The following is a 17,332-nucleotide window of genomic DNA, read 5'->3' as shown; positions in this document are numbered from 1 at the left end:
CGGGGATCGGTGCAGGTCAGCGATACCGCTTGAGCTCCCGGTGCGCGAGCGAACGCTGGTGCACCTCGTCCGGGCCGTCCGCCAGGCGCAGCGTCCGCGCCGCCGCCCACAGCTCCGCCAGCGGGAAGTCCTGGCTGACCCCGCCCGCACCGTGCAGTTGCACCGCCTGGTCGAGGATGCCGACGACCGCCCGCGGAGTCGCGATCTTGATGGCCTGGATCTCGGTGTGCGCACCCCGGTTCCCGGCCGTGTCCATCAGCCAGGCCGTCTTCAGCACCAGCAGCCGCAGCTGCTCCACGGTGACCCGGGCGTCCGCGATCCAGTTCTGTACGACGCCCTGCGCGGCCAGCTCCTTGCCGAAGGCGGTACGTCCGATCGCGCGCCGGCACATCAGCTCGATGGCCCGCTCCGCCATCCCGATGAGCCGCATGCAGTGGTGGATCCGGCCCGGACCGAGCCGGGCCTGGGCGATGGCGAAGCCGCCGCCCTCCTCGCCGATCAGGTTCGCCGCCGGGACCCGGGCCCCGTCGAAGACCACCTCGGCGTGACCGCCGTGGTCGTGGTCCTCGTACCCGTACACCGTCATCGCGCGCCGGACCTCGACCCCCGGGGTGTCCCGGGGGACCAGGATCATCGACTGCTGGCGGCGCGGGTCGGACCCGTCCGGGTCGGTCTTGCCCATCACGATGAAGATCTTGCAGTCCGGGTTCATGGCGCCGGAGATGAACCACTTGCGGCCGGTGACCACGTACTCGGCGCCGTCCGCGGAGCGCTCGATCCGCGTCTCGATGTTCGTCGCGTCCGAGGAGGCCACCTCGGGCTCGGTCATCGCGAAGGCCGACCGGATCTCACCGGCCAGCAGCGGCTCCAACCACTGCTTGCGCTGCGCCTCGTTCCCGAACTGCGCCAGCAGCTCCATGTTCCCGGTGTCCGGAGCCGCGCAGTTCGTCGCCATCGGCGCCAAGTGCGGGCTGCGGCCGGTGATCTCGGCGAGCGGGGCGTACTGGAGGTTGGTCAGCCCGGCGCCGTGCTCCGAGTGGGGAAGGAACAGGTTCCACAGCCCCTGACGGCGCGCCTCGGCCTTCAGTTCACCGAACACGGCCGGGGTGTCCCAGGGCGAGGCCAGCCGTGCGCGCTGCTCGGCGGCGACGGGTTCCGCCGGGTAGACGTACTCCTCCATGAACGCGAGCAGCCGCTCGCGGAGTTCCTCGGTCCGGGCGTCGAATGCGAAATCCATCGTGGGCTCCTCAGCCTTCCTGGAGGGTGGTCAGACCGTGCTCGATGAAGACCGGGACCAGCTCGCCGATCCGGTCGAAGCCCGCGCCGACGGTCTGCCCGAGCGTGAAGCGGTAGTGGATCCCCTCGAGGATCACCGCGAGCTTGAACCAGGCGAAGGCCGTGTACCAGGCGATCTCCGAGGTGTCCCGGCCCGAACGGGCCGCGTATCGCTCGATCAGCTCGGCGGGCGCCGGATGGCCAGGGGCGCCGCTGGTCGTGCTCACCGGGGACTCGGTCAGCCCCAGGTCGGAGCTGTACATCACCAGCAGCCCGAGGTCGGTCAGCGGATCGCCGAGCGTGGACATCTCCCAGTCCAGCACCGCCCGGATCGTGTCGTCCGGACCGCCGATGAGCACGTTGTCCAGCCGGAAGTCCCCGTGCACGACGGTCGGGGCGGGGGAGTCGGGCAGGGCGCGGCCGAGCGCGCCGTGCAGTTCGTCGATCCCCGCCAGCTCACGCCCCCGGGAGGCCGCGAGCTGCTTGCCCCAGCGGCGCAGCTGGCGGTCCAGGAAGCCCTCGGGACGGCCGAAGTCGCCCAGCCCCACCGCCTCCGGGTCCACCGCGTGCAGGTCGACCAGGGTGTCCACGAGGCCCAGTACCGCCCGCCGGGTCCGCTCGGGGCCGAGCGCGGCCAGCTGGCCGGCCGTCCGGAACGGCACCCCGTCCACGAACTCCATGACGTAGAACTGCGCGCCCAGCACGGCCTCGTCCTCGCACAGCAGCAGCGGCTCCGGCACCGGCACCGCCGTGCCGTGCAGCGCCTCGATGACCCGGTGCTCGCGCCGCATGTCGTGCGCGGTGGCCAGCACGTGCCCCAGCGGCGGCCGGCGCACCACCCAGCGGGAGGTCCCGTCGCCGACCTCGTAGGTCAGGTTCGAGCGGCCGCCCTCGATCAGCCGGCCGGTCAGCGGCCCGGCCACGAGCCCCGGCCGCACCCGGTCGAGATGACCGCGCAGCTGCTCCAGATCGAGGCCTCGCGGGTGGGACGGGGAAGGTCCCGGAGCTGAGGTCATGGTGCGCACCTCCGTACGGAGTTGACGACGACGGAACGAACGCGACCCATCATGCCGACCAGTCGGTATGCCGTCCAGTGGGTGAGCCGAGGAACACCCCGCCGGTCGCCGGAAAAAGCGGGCCTGACCGGGCCCGCCGGGGAAAGCGGGCCCGCCGGCGCTCGGGCCCGCCGTGCGTCAGGCGTGGCAGAGGATCGGCGTCCCGCCGTTCATCACCGTCATGTCCCGCAGCACCGTCAGGATGTCCAGCGCCGCCCCCTCGGGTTCACCGGCCAGCTCCGCGTACGCACGGTGCAGGTTCGCCACCAGCCGCTCGCTCTCCCGCCAGGCCGCGAACTCGCCGAGATCGGCCTGCCGGGCCGCCTCCAGCGGGCTCTGCCCCTTCGCGCGGCTCTCCAGGGCCAGCTCGGCCACGTACCGCAGATAGCGCTCGGTGGCCTCGTAGGCATCGGGATCCGTCAGCGGCCCGTGCCCGGGTACGACCGTCTCCGCCCCCAGCGAGCGCAGCAGCTCCAGGGCCCGCAGGGACCCGGCCAGGGAACCCATCGCCAGGAACGGCGTGCCCTGCGCGAAGACCAGGTCCCCGGTGAACACGATCCGCTGCCGGGGCAGCCACACGACCGAGTCGCCGGTGGTGTGGGCGACGCCGGGGTGGATCACCTGGACCTCGGTCTCGCCGACGTGCAGCGTCATGCGGTCGCTGTACGTCAGGTCGGGGGCGGTGATGTCTATCGCGCCGAAGTCGGTCGCCGGCCAGATCATCTCCAGCTGGTGCCCGGCGGCGAGCTGCTCGGACCGCGCGTTGTCGTGCCCCAGGATCAGCGCCTCGGGGGCGAACACGCCGTTGCCGTAGGTGTGGTCGCCGTGGTGGTGGGTGTTGACCACCGTGCGGGGGAGGGGTGCACCGGCGGCCTCCACCGCGGCGCGCAGCGCCAGCGCCCGCCGCTCGGTGGCGGCCGTGTCGACCAGCAGGGTCCGGCCGCCTCCGGTCACGAAGCCCGCGTTGTTGAGGCACCAGCCCCCGTCGGGCTGCACGTAGGCGTACACCCCGTCCGCCGGCTGGACGAGGTACGGCTCTTCTACGGGCATCTGCGCTCTCCCCGGGTCGCTGTGACGGGCTGTCGGCATCCTGCCAGTCGCGGCGGCACGGGGGGAGGGCGGGGGTTCGGCCTGTGGACAAGGGGACCGCCGGGAGGCCGCCGGGAGTCCCCGGAGGCCGTCAGCGCCGGTCAGAGCCCGTCAGCGGCCGTCAGTGATCGTCGTAGTGTCCGTCGTGCGCGGCGTGCCGGTGTCCGTCGTGCAGGTAGTCGACGTGGTCGCCGTGCGGGACGGAAGCGTGCCCGCAGTCCGAGCCGTGCGCGTGCTCGTGCCCGCCGTGTTCGGTGTGCGTGGCCGGTTCGCATTCGTCCCAGTGGCCGGAGTGCTCGCGGTGCAGATGGCCGTCGTGCGCGTAGTCGACGTGGTCGCCGTGCTCGACCTCCGTGTGGCCGCAGTCGGGGCCGTGCGCGTGGGTGTGCTCGTCCGTGGGGTGCTCTCGGTGCAGGGTCGTCATGGCGCCGACGCTAGTGCCGAGCGGCCCGGATCGCCCGTTGTGTCCGCTGCGCGCCGGAGTGGCGCGAAAGGCGGACCATCGGGCCTTCGGCTCTTCGGTCATCCGGTTCTTCGGCTCAGATGACGACCGCCATCGCGAAGACGGCGAGCGCCACCGTGCACGCCGTCGCCGCGAGCGCCGCACCCGGACTCATCCCGGTCGGCCGGGCCGCCGCCAGCTCCCGCATCCGCCGGTGCGCCACCCCCAGAAAGGCCAGCATGACCAGCGCGATCACCGCCACCCCGGCCAGTTCCACCGGGGAGCCGTTCTTGTGCACGGCCTGGCGCAGCGCCAGTACGGCCGCCACCGCGCACGAGAGCGTCGTACGCCGCCACGCGAGCCGGGTCCGCTCCGGCTGCAGCCCCGCGTCCCGGCCGCCGGGACCGTCGCCGCCGCCCGCGTGGGCGTCCTTGCCGTCTTTGCCGTCCTTGCCGCTGAGCGCCCCGCCGCTCACCGCCCGGTGGTCCAGCCCAGCAGCACGACCACCACCATCGCCGCCGCGACCAGCCCCACCCCCAGGCTCAGCACCACCGGGAACCGGGACAGCGGCAGGTCCTCGCCGCGCCGCATCGCCCGCTCGCACTGCACCCAGTGGTTCACCGCCCGCAGCGCGCAGGCCCCGCCCACCGCGAGCAGCGCGAAGGCCATGCCGACGCGGACCCCCCAGCGCAGGTCGGGCAGGAACTGGTCGACGGCGAAACCGCCGCCGACCAGGGCCAGGGCGGTCCGGATCCAGGCCAGGAAGGTCCGCTCGTTGGCCAGCGAGAAGCGGTAGTCGGGGGTCTCGCCCTCTTCTTTCACCCGCTCCGGTGCGAACCAGAGCCGTACGTCCCTGCCGAAGTCGATCACCTGCACCAATCTACTGGCCTACGCGCCATCCGCACGGAACGCCCGCAGCCGTCGGTACGCCGCCAGGCCGTCCGCCACCCAGGGCCACGAGCCGTCCTCGACCCGCCGCGCGACCTCCTCCTCCGGGAGCCAGGTGTGCCAGGCCACCTCCGAGGCCTGCGGCCGCACCGGCAGCTCGCAGCGGACCTCGTGGACGTAGGACCACCAGGCCCCGCCCGGACCCTCGTACAGGAACTTGAACAGCGGCTCCGGCTGCGCCAGCCCCGATACCCCCAGCTCCTCCTCGGCCTCCCGCAGGGCGGCCTCGGCGTAGCTCTCGCCGGCCCCGACCACCCCGCCCACGAACATGTCGTAGTGCGAGGGGAAGACCAGCTTCGAGGCCGTGCGGCGGTGCACGAACACCCGCCCCCGTCCGTCCCTGGCCAGCACGAACACGCACCGGTGGATCAGTCCGGCCGCGTACACCTCGCCGCGCCGGGCCCGCCCCGTCACCCGGTCCTCCCGGTCGACCACGTCCAGTACCTCGTCGGCCGCGCCCATGGCTTCGTCCCCTCACTCCTGTTGACTGGTTACCGCTCCGTAGCAAAGGATCGCCCCACCATCGACGGAGGACGGGTTCCACATGACGTACGACGCAGACGTGATCGTGATCGGGGCCGGGCTCGCGGGCCTCGTGGCCACCGCCGAGCTCGTCGACGCCGGCCGCAAGGTCATCCTGCTCGACCAGGAGCCCGAACAGTCCATCGGAGGCCAGGCGCACTGGTCCTTCGGCGGCCTGTTCTTCGTCGACTCGCCCGAGCAGCGCCGCATGCGGATCAAGGACACCCGCGAGCTGGCCCTCCAGGACTGGGCCGGCACCGCCGGCTTCGACCGCGAGGAGGACGCCTGGCCGCGCCGCTGGGCCGAGGCCTACGTGGACTTCGCGGCCGGCGAGAAGCGCCCCTGGCTGCACGCCCAGGGGGTCCGCTTCTTCCCCGTGGTCGGCTGGGCGGAGCGCGGCGGCTACGACGCGAACGGCCACGGCAACTCCGTCCCCCGCTTCCACATCACCTGGGGCACCGGCCCCGGCCTGGTGGCCCCCTTCGAACGCCGGGTCCGCGCCGGGGTGGCCCGGGGCCTGGTCCAGCTGAAGTTCCGCCACCGGGTCACCGGGCTCGCGCGCACCGGCGGCACCCTCGACACCGTCACGGGCGAGATCCTGACCCCCTCCGACGCCGTACGGGGCACCGCGAGCGGACGCGGGAGCACCGGGGAGTTCTCCCTGCGCGCCCAGGCCGTGATCGTGACCAGCGGCGGCATCGGCGGCAACCACGACCTCGTGCGCAAGCAGTGGCCGGCCCGGCTCGGCACCCCGCCCGAGCGGCTGCTCTCCGGGGTCCCGGCGCACGTGGACGGCCTGATGCTGGGCATCGCGGAGGAGGCGGGCGCCAGCCACATCAACAAGGACCGGATGTGGCACTACACCGAGGGCATCGAGAACTGGAACCCGATCTGGTCCCGGCACGGCATCCGCATCCTGCCCGGCCCGTCCTCGCTCTGGCTCGACGCCACCGGCAAGCGGCTGCCCGTACCGCTCTTCCCGGGCTTCGACACCCTCGGCACGCTCGACCACATCATGAAGACCGGCCACGACCACACCTGGTTCGTCCTCAACCAGCGCATCATCGGCAGGGAGTTCGGGCTCTCGGGCTCCGAGCAGAACCCCGACCTGACGGGCAAGTCTGTCCGCGGGGTCATCGACCGCGCACGCCAGGCCGTACCCGGCCCGGTGAAGGCCTTCATGGACAACGGCGCAGACTTCGTCGTCGAGAAGGACCTCGCCGCCCTGGTCCGCGGCATGAACGCGGTGACGAAGGAAGGGCTGCTCGACGAGGAGACGGTCCGCCGGGAGATCGTCGCCCGGGACCGGGAGATCGCCAACCCCTTCACCAAGGACCTCCAGGTCACGGCGATCCACGGAGCCCGCAAGTACCTCGGCGACAAGCTGATCCGCACCGCCGCCCCGCACCGGATCCTGGACCCGGCGGCGGGCCCGCTGATCGCCGTCCGGCTCTCGATCCTGACCCGCAAGTCACTGGGCGGACTGGAGACCGACCTCTCCTCCCGGGTCCTGACGGAGACGGGCGAACCCCTGCCGGGCCTCTACGCGGCGGGCGAGGCCGCGGGCTTCGGCGGCGGAGGCGTCCACGGCTACCGGGCCCTGGAGGGCACCTTCCTCGGGGGCTGCATCTTCTCGGGCCGCGCGGCCGGCCGCGCCGCGGGCCGGGCGGTGGGCTGAGCGGTCCCCGGCCGCGCCGCGGGCCGGGCGGTGGTGTAACTCCCCGTGGAACGAGCACCATTCGGCCACTGACGCGCGACCCCCGCCCTGCGCGGGGGCGTGCGTGAGGTCCACGTGCCGAGACGCGGCGCTCCCGCGGCCGTCACCTCCAGTACAGCCGGCCGACATCGGGCGGGGTGCGCGGCCGCCTGCCGCCCGGCCCCCATCGCCAGGTCACAGGCCGTCGCGGACCCGCCCCGCGAGCCCGGCCGCTATCGCCGCGGGGCGTCGCGAACCCGGCCACGAAGAGGCGTAAGTCAGTCAACTACGCAACTTTTCGGACCAGTTGAAACGCGCCAGCCAGTGGACTGGACCTTGACGCGGAGCTGTGCGTACCGCTTTGCTGTGCGTGATCATTCGGCAACACCGCCCAACCGCCCGCGCCTTGGAGGGAAACCGCGGATGTCTCCGCCTCCGCCGCCCCTCGGCCGCGCCCGCAAGCGGGACGCCCAGCTCTTCGATCCGGCGCTCTGCGACTCCGAACTCGTCGACGTACGGACCCAGTTCACCCAGGGCCGCTGGGCCAAGGCACGCTCCCTCCTGGTGGCCACCGGCGACGACTGGGACCGCCGCGGCCACCGCCTCGTCGTCCTCGCCGAGACCCCGGCCGCCACCGCCTGGGCACGCGAATGGCTCCTCGCCGAACCGGAGAGCGCCGACGCCGTCACCCTCCTCGCCTGCGCGGCCGTCTTCACCGCCCTGCGCCGCAAGGGCACCCCCGAGGCCGCCGAGGAAGCCTGCCACCGGGCCGCCGCCCTCTTCCCGGCCGACCCCACCCCCTGGCTCGGCCTGCTGCTCCTGAGCCGGGCCTTCGGCACCGAAGAGGAGTTCAGCCGCCACTTCGACCAGGTGCGGGCCCGCCACCGCGAACACCACCACGCCCACCACCTGATGGTCTCCCTGCTGGCCGAGCGCACCCCCGGCTCCGGCCACGACCCGCTCCACGAGGTCTACGACTTCGCCGCCTGGGCCGCCGAGGAATCCCCGGCCGACTCCCCGCTCGCCGTCCTCCCCGTCATCGCCCACGCCGAGCGCTACCGGGTCCTCGCCGCCGTCCACGGGCACACCCCCGACGGGATCGCCGCTCACTGGTCCGGCCGCCGCGCCCGCCAGGTGCTGCGCTCCGCCTTCGACTGGTGGCTGGAGTGGGAGCGCGAGGACCACCCCCGCAACCGCGTGGACCTCAACTTCCTGGCCCACGCCAAACTCTGCGAGGGTCGCCCCGCCGAAGCCGCGGCCCTCTTCCACCGCATCGGCAGCCACGCCACCCGCGCCCCGTGGTCCTACCCCGACCTCGACCCGCACAAGGCCTTCCTCGCCGCCCGCAGCGCCGCGCTGGGCACCTGAACCTCCGCCCGGGCCGCCCGCGGCCGCAGTCCAGCTCGCCCCGCTCGTCCCCGCCCCGCAAGACTTCCCCGCCGAAAGGACCACCCGCCATGCCGACGGGCAGATCCACCACGCTCACCGACCCGGCCGAGATCAGCACGTACAAGGGCCAGGACCGCGCCCTGCGCGCCGACCGCCTCGGCACCGCGGGCCTGCTGCTCTCCGTACTCGCCGCGAGCGCCCCCCTGATGGTGGTGGCGGGTGTCATGCCCACCACCTTCGGGGTCATGGGCATCGTCGGACAGCCCCTGCTGTTCGTCATCCTCGGCGTCGTCCTCGCGCTCTTCAGCATCGGCTACGCCGAGATGAGCCGGCACGTCCACAACGCCGGCGCCTTCTACGCCTACATCGCGCGCGGGCTCGGCCCCACCGCCGGCGCCGGCGCCTCGCTCGTCGCCCTCGTCGCGTACAGCGCCATGCAGGTCGGCGTCTACGGCATCCTCGGCTTCGAGGTCTCCAGCCTCTTCGCCACCTACCTCGACATCACACTCGCCTGGTGGATACCGGCCCTGGCCGCCGTAGCCCTCACCGGCGCCCTCGGCTGGCTCAAGATCGACCTCAACGCCAAGGTGCTGGGCGTCCTCCTGCTCATCGAGGTCGTCCTCGTCGTCGTCTTCGACGCCGCGGCCCTCGGCAAGCCCGGCCCCGACGGCCTCTCGCTGCACGCCTTCGACCCCGCGACCCTCAGCGGCGCCGGCCTCGGCACCGCCCTGTGCTTCTGCATCGCCGCCTTCGTGGGCTTCGAGCAGTCCCCGGTCTACGCCGAGGAGACCAGCAAGCCGCACATCGTCGTCTCCCGCGTGATGTTCCTCGCCGTCGGCTTCGTCGCCCTCTTCTTCGCGCTCAGCGCCTGGGCCCTCACCGTCGCCACCGGCCCCGGCGAGGTGGTCAAGGCCTCCGCCGAAGCCGGCCCCGGCCTGCTCTTCCAGCTCACCGAGAGCCGCCTGGGCACCGCCTTCACCGACGCCCTGCACGTCCTGTTCGTGACCGGCATGTTCGCGGCGATGCTGAGCTTCCACAACGTCGTCGCCCGCTACGCCTTCGCCATGGGCCGCGAGGGCCTGCTGCCGGCCTCCTTCGGCCGCACCAACGCCGGTACCGGCGCCCCCGCCACCGGCTCGCTCCTGCAGACGGTGATCTCCGTGGTCGTCGTCCTCGCCTTCGCGTTCACCGATGACCTGCCCGCCGGCGACCCCACCACGCCCGTCCTGCACCTGTTCACCTGGATGGGCAGCGTCGGCGCCCTCGGCGTGACCCTGCTGATGGCCGCGGCCTCCTTCGCCGTCATCGCCTTCTTCGTCCGCCGGGGCACCGCGGGCGCCCAGGTCTGGCGGCTCGTCGCGGCGGGCCTGGCCGGCATCGCGCTGCTCGCCATCGCCGTCTACACCGTCAGGGACTTCGGCGTCCTGGTCGCCGCCGAGGAGGGCTCCGCGCTGAGCTGGGTGCTGCCCGGCATCATCGGCGCCGCGGCCGTGGTGGGCCTGGCGTACGGCCTGTTCCTGCGCTCCTCGCGCCCCGAGGTGCACGCCCGCATCGGCCTGGGCAACGAGGCCTTCCGCCTCGACCAGGCGGCCGAGGCCATCCCGGGCGACTGACCGCGCCCGACCCGGGCCGACCGCGCCCGATCGGGACCGGACACGAGGAGAGGGGCCCCGCCACGGCGGGGCCCCTCTCCTCGCATCCGCCCGCGGTCAGGCCTTCTTGACCACGCTGGACTTGAGCTGCATCGCGCCGAAGCCGTCGATCCTGCAGTCGATGTCGTGTCCGTCGACCCCGTCGATGAGCCGGATGTTACGGACCTTCGTGCCGGCCTTGATCCCCGAGGGGCTGCCCTTGACCTTGAGCGCCTTGGCCACGGTCACGGTGTCCCCGTCGCTGAGCACATTGCCCACGGAGTCCTTCACGACCCGCTCCCCGGAGCCCGCCGAGGCCTGCGCGTCCTCTTCGGCGGGCACCCACTCGTGACCGCACTCGGGGCACACCACGAGCGCGTTCATCTCGTAGGTGTACTCGCAGGAACATTTGGGACAAGGAGGAAGATTCTCATTCACTTCCCCAGAATATCCCCACCGGACCTTCGCCCGTCCCGTGCCCCACAAACGCAGAAAACCCCACGTGAAGTGGGGTTTCCCGTTGGTGTCCGAGGGGGGACTTGAACCCCCACGCCCGATAAAGGGCACTAGCACCTCAAGCTAGCGCGTCTGCCATTCCGCCACCCGGACAAGGTGTCTGTCTCGCGTCCCTCGCGGGCCGTTCCGACGTGGAAAACATTACCAAACATTCCGGGGTCCTCGATCACACCCCCCGACGGCCGGGTCCGGCCTTGGGCGCAGCGGCCCGGAGCGGGAGGATGGGAGGCAGTTCGGTACCGATCAGTGGTCAGTGGGAGGAAGCAGCGTGAGCGAGTCGAGCGCGGGCAGGACCGTATCCGGCGAGGACGAGGTCGTCGACCTCTGCCGGGACCTCATCCGGATCGACACCAGCAACTACGGGGACCACTCCGGCCCCGGCGAGCGCAAGGCGGCCGAATGGGTCGCCGAGCAGCTCGCCGAAGTCGGGCTGGAACCGCAGATCTTCGAATCGCACAAGGGGCGCGCCTCGACCGTGGCGCGCATCGAGGGCGAGGACCCCTCGCGTCCGGCGCTGCTGATCCACGGGCACACCGACGTGGTCCCCGCCAACGCGGCCGACTGGACCTATGACCCCTTCGCCGGCGAGATCGCCGACGGCTGCGTGTGGGGCCGCGGCGCGGTCGACATGAAGGACATGGACGCGATGACGCTGGCCGTCGTGCGCGACCGCATGCGCAGCGGCCGCAAGCCCCCGCGCGACATCGTGCTGGCCTTCCTCGCCGACGAGGAGGCGGGCGGCACCTACGGCGCCCGGCACCTCGTCGACAAGCACCCCGGGCTCTTCGAGGGGGTCACCGAGGCGATCGGCGAGGTCGGCGGCTTCTCCTTCACCGTGAACGAGAACCTGCGGCTGTACCTGGTGGAGACGGCCCAGAAGGGCATGCACTGGATGCGGCTCACCGTCGAGGGCACCGCCGGCCACGGGTCGATGACCAACAACGACAACGCCATCACGGAGCTGTGCGAGGCCGTGGGGCGCCTGGGCCGCCACACCTGGCCGGTACGGGTCACCAAGACCGTGCGCCACTTCCTGGACGAGCTCTCGGACGCGCTGGGCACCCCGCTCGACCCGGACGACATGGAGGCCACGCTCGCCAAGCTCGGCGGCATCGCCAAGATGGTCGGCGCGACCCTGCGCAACTCGGCCGCCCCGACCATGCTCGGCGCCGGCTACAAGGTCAACGTCATCCCGGGCCAGGCCACCGCCCACGTGGACGGCCGCTTCCTGCCGGGCTACGAGGAGGAGTTCTTCACCGACCTCGACCGGATCCTGGGCCCGCGCGTGAAGCGGGAGGACGTCCACGCGGACAAGGCGCTGGAGACGGGCTTCGACGGCAAGCTCGTGGACGCCATGCAGACCGCCCTCAAGGCCCATGACCCGATCGCGCGCGCGGTCCCGTACATGCTCTCCGGCGGTACGGACGCCAAGTCCTTCGACGACCTCGGCATCCGCTGCTTCGGCTTCGCGCCGCTGCAGCTGCCGCCGGAGCTGGACTTCGCCGGGATGTTCCACGGTGTGGACGAGCGCGTGCCGGTGGAGGGCCTCAAGTTCGGCGTGCGCGTGCTCGACCGGTTCATCGACGAGTCCTGACGAGTTCTGACGAGTCCTGAGGGTTCCCCGGGGGACCGGGAGGAATCGGGAGGTAGCTAACGCCGGAGAATCGGGAAGGTGTGCGGATTCCACTGAGAAGAGTGAATGCGCTCATACGCTCGTAGCCCTGGTGATCCCTCCTCGTTACAGGTGGTGCGGTCCGCGGCTGGGACCGCGCTTGCCTACTAGGAGGAACAATGTTCAAGAAGGTTGCCGCCGCTGCGGCTGTCACCGGTGGTCTGGTTCTCGCGGGTGCGGGTCTGGCTGTCGCCGACGCGGGTGCGCAGGGTGCGGCCATCGGCTCCCCCGGTGTCCTGTCCGGCAACGTCGTCCAGGTTCCGATCCACGTTCCCGTGAACGTCTGCGGCAACACGGTCTCCGTGATCGGTCTGCTGAACCCGGCTTTCGGCAACACCTGCGTCAACGCCTGAAGTTTCTGAAGTTCTGGCCCCGGAGCGCATTCCAGCGCTCCGGGGCCGCCGGGCTTTACGGCCCGACATCGATCTTCCGGCGCACCAGGCGGGGGAGCCTGTGCGGCCAGTGCGCCGGCCGAGCGTGCGCGCGCGTGCGCGTGCACCACGCACACCAGGGGACGAAGTACAGATGCGACGACAGGTACAGGTCACCGGCAGGAAGACCTTGATCACCATGGCGGCCGCGGGGGGTCTGCTCGCGATCGGCGGGGGATACGCACACGCGGACTCCGCGGCCTCCGGCCACACCGCACACTCACCGGGCCTGCTGTCCGGGAACACCGTTCAGGCACCCGTGGACGCACCGGTGAACGCCTGCGGGAACACGGTGACGGTGGTGGGGGCCCTGAACCCGGCCTTCGGCAACCGCTGCGCGAACGTCTCGGGCCGACCGGGCCACCCGCAGCACCCGGAGCACCCGGGCAACCCCGACGAGCCGTGCGACGAGGGCGACCACCCGGGAGACCAGGGGAACCCGGGCGGGCCGGGCGATCACGGCACCCCGGGCGACCACGGGAACCCGGGCGACCACGGCACACCCGGCGACCACGGGAACCCGGGTACCCCCGGCGATCACGGGAACCCGGGCACCCCGGGCGATCACGGCACTCCGGGCGACCACGGGAATCCGGGCGGGCCGGGTGACCACGGGAACCCGGGCGGGCCGGGTGACCACGGGAACCCGGGCACCCCCGGCGACCATGGCAGCCCAGGGGACCACGGGAACCCCGGCGGCCCCGGTACGCCGGGCAATCCGGGCGGGAACCCGGGGAACCCCGGTACTCCCGGCACCGGGCAGCCCGGAACGCCCACCGGCCCGGGCACAGGCACTGGCCCCGGCGCCGGCTCCGTGACCCCGGTCACCTACCCCGCCCAGGGAACCGGCACCGGTACGGGTTCGACCCCGGCCGGGGGACTGGCCGAGACCGGCGCCGGTGACGCCCTCACCGTCGGAGTGCCCCTGGCCGCGGGCATGCTGCTGGCCGGCGCCGTGCTCTACCGCCGGGCGCGCAAGGCCGCCTGACGGCTGTTCACCCGGAATCCCTCCGCATCGCGGGTGCCCGCCGGCCACGGCCGGGAGGCGCCCGCGAAGCGGATCCGGGTCACCAGGTCGCGCGGACCTGACGGATGATCCGGCGGCGCAGCCGGACACGGCGACTGCCGTCCCGGAGCAGCGTCAGCCGGTCGAGCTCCCAATGCCCGTACTCGGCATGATCGGTCAACAGGCGGGTCGTTTCCTGGCGCGGAACCCCTCGGGGCACGTACAGGTCGACAAATTCGTATTCCGGCATCGCATCTATTGTGCGTGCAGAGCCCTGCTACGGATAGCGTCTGCACTATGTCTGATGCCGCTCTGCCCACTGTTGCCGAGGTACGCGCCGCCGCCGAGGCGGTCAAGGCCGCGCTCGACCGTCACCTCGCCGCGGTCGAGAGCAGGACCGGGGACGATGACCCGGACGTCTACACGGCGTTCAACGAACTCGCCGCCGCCGCCGAGGAGTACGACGAACTCCTCTACGACCGCTACGACGAGGTCACCCCCTTCGAGATCCCCACTCCCGAGGACGGGCTCCCGTACACCGGGCCCGCCGAGCCCGCCGCCTTCAGCGTGCTCATCCGCCGCGACTACGCCGTCGTCGAACCGGCCCGCCTGATCGCCCAGGCCGAGCGGGTCGTCGCGCACGACCGCGAAGCCGAACTCGACCGGGACGGCGGTACCGCCGACGCGATCGGGGTGCTCTTCGGCGAGTACGAGCCGGACGAGATCGCCTCCCGTGCCAAGGACTTCGGTCTGGAGGAGGGGGACTCCACGCTCTGGATCGCCGCCTCGGAGGAGGTCACGGAACCGGGGGAGTGGCTGAGCACGCCCTTCACGCACATCGATCCGCAGGACGTGATGCACCGCTTCGACGTCAGCTCGGTCTTCGACGAGGAGCAGGACGGCGAGTACCTAGACGAGGACGCCGAGGACGCCGAGGACGCCCAGGACGAGGCGGCCCAGCCGGGCCTCGCCCCGGCCTGACCGGACCCCGCGCACGGCGAAACGCCGCGGCCCCCGTCCCACCCGGGACGGGGGCCGCGGCGCGTCTCCTACTCGGGCTGCGCCTGAGCCGCCGCGGCGAGCGCCCGGAGCAGGGCCGTCAGCCGGGTCGTACGGGGCTTCGCGAGCACCTCCGCGACGGCGCGGGGCAGGGCCTGGTCCACCCCGTGCACCACCGACAGGTGGCGTCCGGCGCGCCCGAACGCCGTGTACACCCACTCCCGGGACAGGGCCTGCGCCGCGTCCCCGGGCAGTACGACGACCACGGCCGGCCAGCGCGAACCCACGGCCTGGTGCGCCGTCACGGCCCAGCCGTGCCGCACCTGGGACTCCACCCGCTCCTTCGGTACGAGGATCCGCGCGCCCGCGGCTGCCTCCAGATGCAGCCCCTGCGCGTCGGCCGACACCACCCGGGCCGGCAGCGCCCGCCCGGCGGAGGGCACGTGGACCACGCGGTCCCCCGGATCGAAGCCGCCGAACCGGCCGGGACCGGGGTTCAGCCGCTCCTTGAGGGCGGCGTTGAGCGCCCGGGTACCTGCCGAGCCGCCGTGGCCCGGGGTGATGACCTGGACGGCGTCCGCCGGGATCCCGAAGGCGCGCGGCACCGACTCGGAGACCAGCTGCACGGTGCGGTGCACGGCCTCCCCGGCGTCGCGCACCGGAACGATGACGACCTCCTTGCCGGGGGCGTCCACCTGGTTCAGCTCCCCGATCCCGACCCCCGAGACCAGCTCGCCGATCGGGCCGGGATCCGGGACGCGGGAGACGAACTGCGGGAAGGCGCGGGCCGCGAGCACATCGGCGAAGACCCGGCCGGGGCCGGCGCTGCCGAGCACCCCCGGATCGCCGGACAGCACCAGGCGGGCGCCGTCGGGCACGGACTCCACCAGCGCCGCCGCCGTCTCCACGTCCAGCTGCGGGGCGTCCAGCACGATGAGCAGGTCCAGCGCGAACTGCCCGTCAGCATTCCGGCCGGGGCCCTCGGCCCCGGCCAGCAGACCGGCCACCGTGACGGCGCCCTCGGCGCCCTGTCCACCTTCGGCGGCCGGGGCGTGCGCCGCCAGCCAGGCCCGCAGACCGGCCTCCCGGGCGGCCGCGAGCAGGGCGAAGGGCTCGGCGCGGGCGGCCTCGCCGCCGGTGTGGGTGACCAGCCCGTGCGCGGCGACCGCGCGGATCAGCTCGGCGCCGGGGCCGTTGCCTCCGGCGGCCTTGTCCCAGTCGGCGGGGTCCGTGAAGGTGTTGGCGAGCCGCGCCAGGCCCTCGGCGAGGCTCTCCTCGGCCATGGCGGAGCCTTCCAGGCCCACGAGGATCCGTACGGGCTGCTCCTCGTCCTCGGCGACGGGCGGGCCGACCGGCTCCTCGAAGGTGAGGACGGCTCCGTCCCCGACGGCCGCCTCCAGCGCCTCGGCCGGGTCGGGCACGCCGTACTGGGCGAGGGCGGACTCCAGGGTGGGTGCGTCGAGCACCGTGTGCCCCTTGGCGGCGGCCTGGCCGAGCAGCCAGCCCACCAGGGCGGCGGCCCGCCGCTCGTCCCCGGGACCGGTCTCGTCGGGGCCGAGGAGGGCGCGGGCGAACCCGTCGGCCTGGGTCGGGCGGACCCCGGCGACGGCGAGGAGCCGCCAGGGGGATTCGGCGAGCTGACCGGCAGCGTCGGCGCCGAGCGCGAGGGCCGCCTGCGGGGCCAGGGACTCGGGGGCCCCGCCGCGGGCGAGGAGGGCGCGGAGCGCCTGCACGGCGTCGGGGGAGGGCTCCCGCGGGGGCGTGGGCGTCGGCGTGGGGGCGGGTGCGGGTGCGCGCTCCGGCGCGGGCGCGGTGGCCTCCGGCGGGGCCGGTGCGTGTGCCTGTGCCGGTGCGTGTGCCTCCGCCTGGGCCGGGCGGCGGAGCGGGGCGGGGGGCCGGGCGCCGCTCTCCACGGCCCGTACGGCGGCCAGGAGATCGGCGGCCGTCCCGCTGAGCTTCGCCCCGGCCTCGATGGGGGCCTCGCGCTCGGCCTTGCGCCGGGCGATGCGCTCCCGCTCGATCTTCTGGGCGGCCAGTTCCGCCGCCGCTTCGCTCAGCGCGGGCTTGGCCTCGGCGGCCTCGGTGGCCTCCCCGGTGGTGGTCTCGGCGTCGGCCTGCGCCGGGTCGGCTCCGTCCGCCGCGCCTTCGACGGGCCCGTCGGGGTCGGTGGCCCCTGCGGGGCTTTCCCCTACCCGCCCTTCCACCGTTCCCTGGGGCTCCGCCCCGGACCCGTCCCCACTCCCGGCTTCGCCGGAGTCCGGCTCGGGGGCGGTCGCCCCGGCAGGCTCGGCGTCCTGCGACTCCCCGTCCCCGCTCCCGGCTTCGCCGGAAGGCGACGCCTCCGGGCCGCTGTCACCGGCTTCGCCGGACGCAGCGCCGAGCGCCTCCGAGGCCTCGGCGTCACCGGCTTCGCCGGACCCGGCGGTGGTGTTCGTGGGTGCGGGCGGCTCGGCCTCGGCTTCGTCGGCCTCGGGCGTGGCGTCCGTCTGCAGGGTCGTGTCGGCCTCGGCTTCGCCCGACTCGGAGGCCTCGTCACCACCGGCCTCGGTGCGGTCGGCTTCGCCGGACCCGCCGGCCTCGGTGCGGTCGGCTTCGCCGGACCCGCCGGCCTCGGTGCGGTCGGCTTCGCCGGACCCGCCGGCCTCGGTGCGGTCGGCTTCG

Annotated in this window: 17 protein-coding genes and 1 tRNA gene; 7 read left to right on the top strand and 11 right to left on the bottom strand. The window is 73.3% G+C overall.

Annotated elements, in window-relative coordinates; genetic code table 11:
- Positions 1–16: 16 nt before the first annotated feature.
- From OG490_RS08075 to OG490_RS08045, 7 genes are all read right to left on the bottom strand, one after another.
- Positions 17–1,237: an acyl-CoA dehydrogenase family protein gene (locus OG490_RS08075; RefSeq protein ID WP_330295595.1), complete on the bottom strand. Its 1,221-nt coding sequence runs from the start codon at positions 1,235–1,237 to the stop codon at positions 17–19.
- Positions 1,238–1,247: 10 nt separating this feature from the next.
- A complete protein-coding gene (locus tag OG490_RS08070) occupies positions 1,248–2,291 on the bottom strand; it encodes a phosphotransferase family protein (RefSeq protein ID WP_330295594.1) in 1,044 nt (347 codons plus the stop codon).
- 177 nt (positions 2,292–2,468) lie between these two features.
- Positions 2,469–3,380 carry an MBL fold metallo-hydrolase gene (locus OG490_RS08065; RefSeq protein ID WP_330295593.1) on the bottom strand — a complete coding sequence of 304 codons (912 nt, stop codon included), beginning with the start codon at positions 3,378–3,380 and terminating at the stop codon, positions 2,469–2,471.
- Positions 3,381–3,540: 160 nt separating this feature from the next.
- Entirely contained in the window at positions 3,541–3,843 is a 303-nt protein-coding gene (locus OG490_RS08060) for a hypothetical protein (protein WP_330295592.1), read from the bottom strand.
- A gap of 115 nt (positions 3,844–3,958) precedes the next feature.
- Positions 3,959–4,243 (bottom strand): DUF202 domain-containing protein, encoded by a 285-nt coding sequence (locus OG490_RS08055; RefSeq protein ID WP_330300824.1) that lies wholly within the window; start codon positions 4,241–4,243, stop codon positions 3,959–3,961.
- An 89-nt stretch (positions 4,244–4,332) separates the two neighbouring features.
- Entirely contained in the window at positions 4,333–4,731 is a 399-nt protein-coding gene (locus OG490_RS08050) for a YidH family protein (protein WP_330295591.1), read from the bottom strand.
- Between the two features lie 18 nt (positions 4,732–4,749).
- Complete coding sequence (locus OG490_RS08045; protein WP_330295590.1) at positions 4,750–5,271, bottom strand: NUDIX domain-containing protein; 522 nt, start codon at positions 5,269–5,271, stop codon at positions 4,750–4,752.
- Between the two features lie 82 nt (positions 5,272–5,353).
- Between OG490_RS08045 and OG490_RS08040 the strand changes: the two genes are divergently transcribed.
- The 3 genes from OG490_RS08040 (at position 5,354) to OG490_RS08030 (ending at position 10,029) form a co-directional block, all read left to right on the top strand.
- Positions 5,354–7,009, top strand: a complete 1,656-nt coding sequence (locus OG490_RS08040) for an FAD-binding dehydrogenase (protein WP_330295589.1) — start codon at positions 5,354–5,356, stop codon at positions 7,007–7,009.
- A 441-nt stretch (positions 7,010–7,450) separates the two neighbouring features.
- Positions 7,451–8,395, top strand: coding sequence for a hypothetical protein (locus OG490_RS08035; RefSeq protein ID WP_330295588.1), 945 nt, complete (start codon positions 7,451–7,453; stop codon positions 8,393–8,395).
- Positions 8,396–8,484: 89 nt separating this feature from the next.
- Complete coding sequence (locus OG490_RS08030; protein WP_330295587.1) at positions 8,485–10,029, top strand: APC family permease; 1,545 nt, start codon at positions 8,485–8,487, stop codon at positions 10,027–10,029.
- A gap of 96 nt (positions 10,030–10,125) precedes the next feature.
- Here OG490_RS08030 and OG490_RS08025 read toward each other — a convergent pair whose 3' ends face one another.
- Together OG490_RS08025 and OG490_RS08020 are read right to left on the bottom strand one after the other, a co-directional pair.
- On the bottom strand, positions 10,126–10,485 hold the full coding sequence (locus OG490_RS08025) for a zinc ribbon domain-containing protein YjdM (RefSeq protein ID WP_330295586.1): 360 nt from the start codon (positions 10,483–10,485) through the stop codon (positions 10,126–10,128).
- Between the two features lie 83 nt (positions 10,486–10,568).
- Positions 10,569–10,656, bottom strand: a tRNA-Leu gene (locus OG490_RS08020).
- Positions 10,657–10,831: 175 nt separating this feature from the next.
- Between OG490_RS08020 and OG490_RS08015 the strand changes: the two genes are divergently transcribed.
- The 3 genes from OG490_RS08015 (at position 10,832) to OG490_RS08005 (ending at position 13,654) form a co-directional block, all read left to right on the top strand.
- Entirely contained in the window at positions 10,832–12,157 is a 1,326-nt protein-coding gene (locus tag OG490_RS08015) for a M20/M25/M40 family metallo-hydrolase (protein WP_330295585.1), read from the top strand.
- 197 nt (positions 12,158–12,354) lie between these two features.
- Positions 12,355–12,588: a chaplin ChpH gene (gene chpH, locus OG490_RS08010; RefSeq protein ID WP_330295584.1), complete on the top strand. Its 234-nt coding sequence runs from the start codon at positions 12,355–12,357 to the stop codon at positions 12,586–12,588.
- 172 nt (positions 12,589–12,760) lie between these two features.
- Positions 12,761–13,654 (top strand): chaplin family protein, encoded by an 894-nt coding sequence (locus OG490_RS08005; RefSeq protein WP_330295583.1) that lies wholly within the window; start codon positions 12,761–12,763, stop codon positions 13,652–13,654.
- Positions 13,655–13,733: 79 nt separating this feature from the next.
- On the opposite strand, the gene OG490_RS08000 is transcribed toward OG490_RS08005, so the two are convergent.
- A complete protein-coding gene (locus OG490_RS08000; protein WP_112452273.1) occupies positions 13,734–13,922 on the bottom strand; it encodes a DUF5703 family protein in 189 nt (62 codons plus the stop codon).
- Positions 13,923–13,969: 47 nt separating this feature from the next.
- Here OG490_RS08000 and OG490_RS07995 point away from each other — a divergent pair, with 47 nt between their 5' ends.
- Positions 13,970–14,653, top strand: coding sequence for a hypothetical protein (locus OG490_RS07995; protein WP_330295582.1), 684 nt, complete (start codon positions 13,970–13,972; stop codon positions 14,651–14,653).
- Between the two features lie 68 nt (positions 14,654–14,721).
- Here the strand turns inward: OG490_RS07995 and OG490_RS07990 are convergent, their stop codons facing one another.
- The gene (locus OG490_RS07990; RefSeq protein WP_330300823.1) at positions 14,722–17,163 is read right to left on the bottom strand and encodes an ATP-binding domain-containing protein; all 2,442 of its coding nucleotides are present in this window, start codon (positions 17,161–17,163) and stop codon (positions 14,722–14,724) included.
- Positions 17,164–17,332: the final 169 nt, after the last annotated feature.

The organism is Streptomyces sp. NBC_00503 (genome assembly GCF_036346895.1).
In the GTDB taxonomy this organism is placed as follows: domain Bacteria; phylum Actinomycetota; class Actinomycetes; order Streptomycetales; family Streptomycetaceae; genus Streptomyces.
Note: the sequence above shows the minus strand (reverse complement) of the source record. Positions and strands in the feature narration are given on the sequence as shown.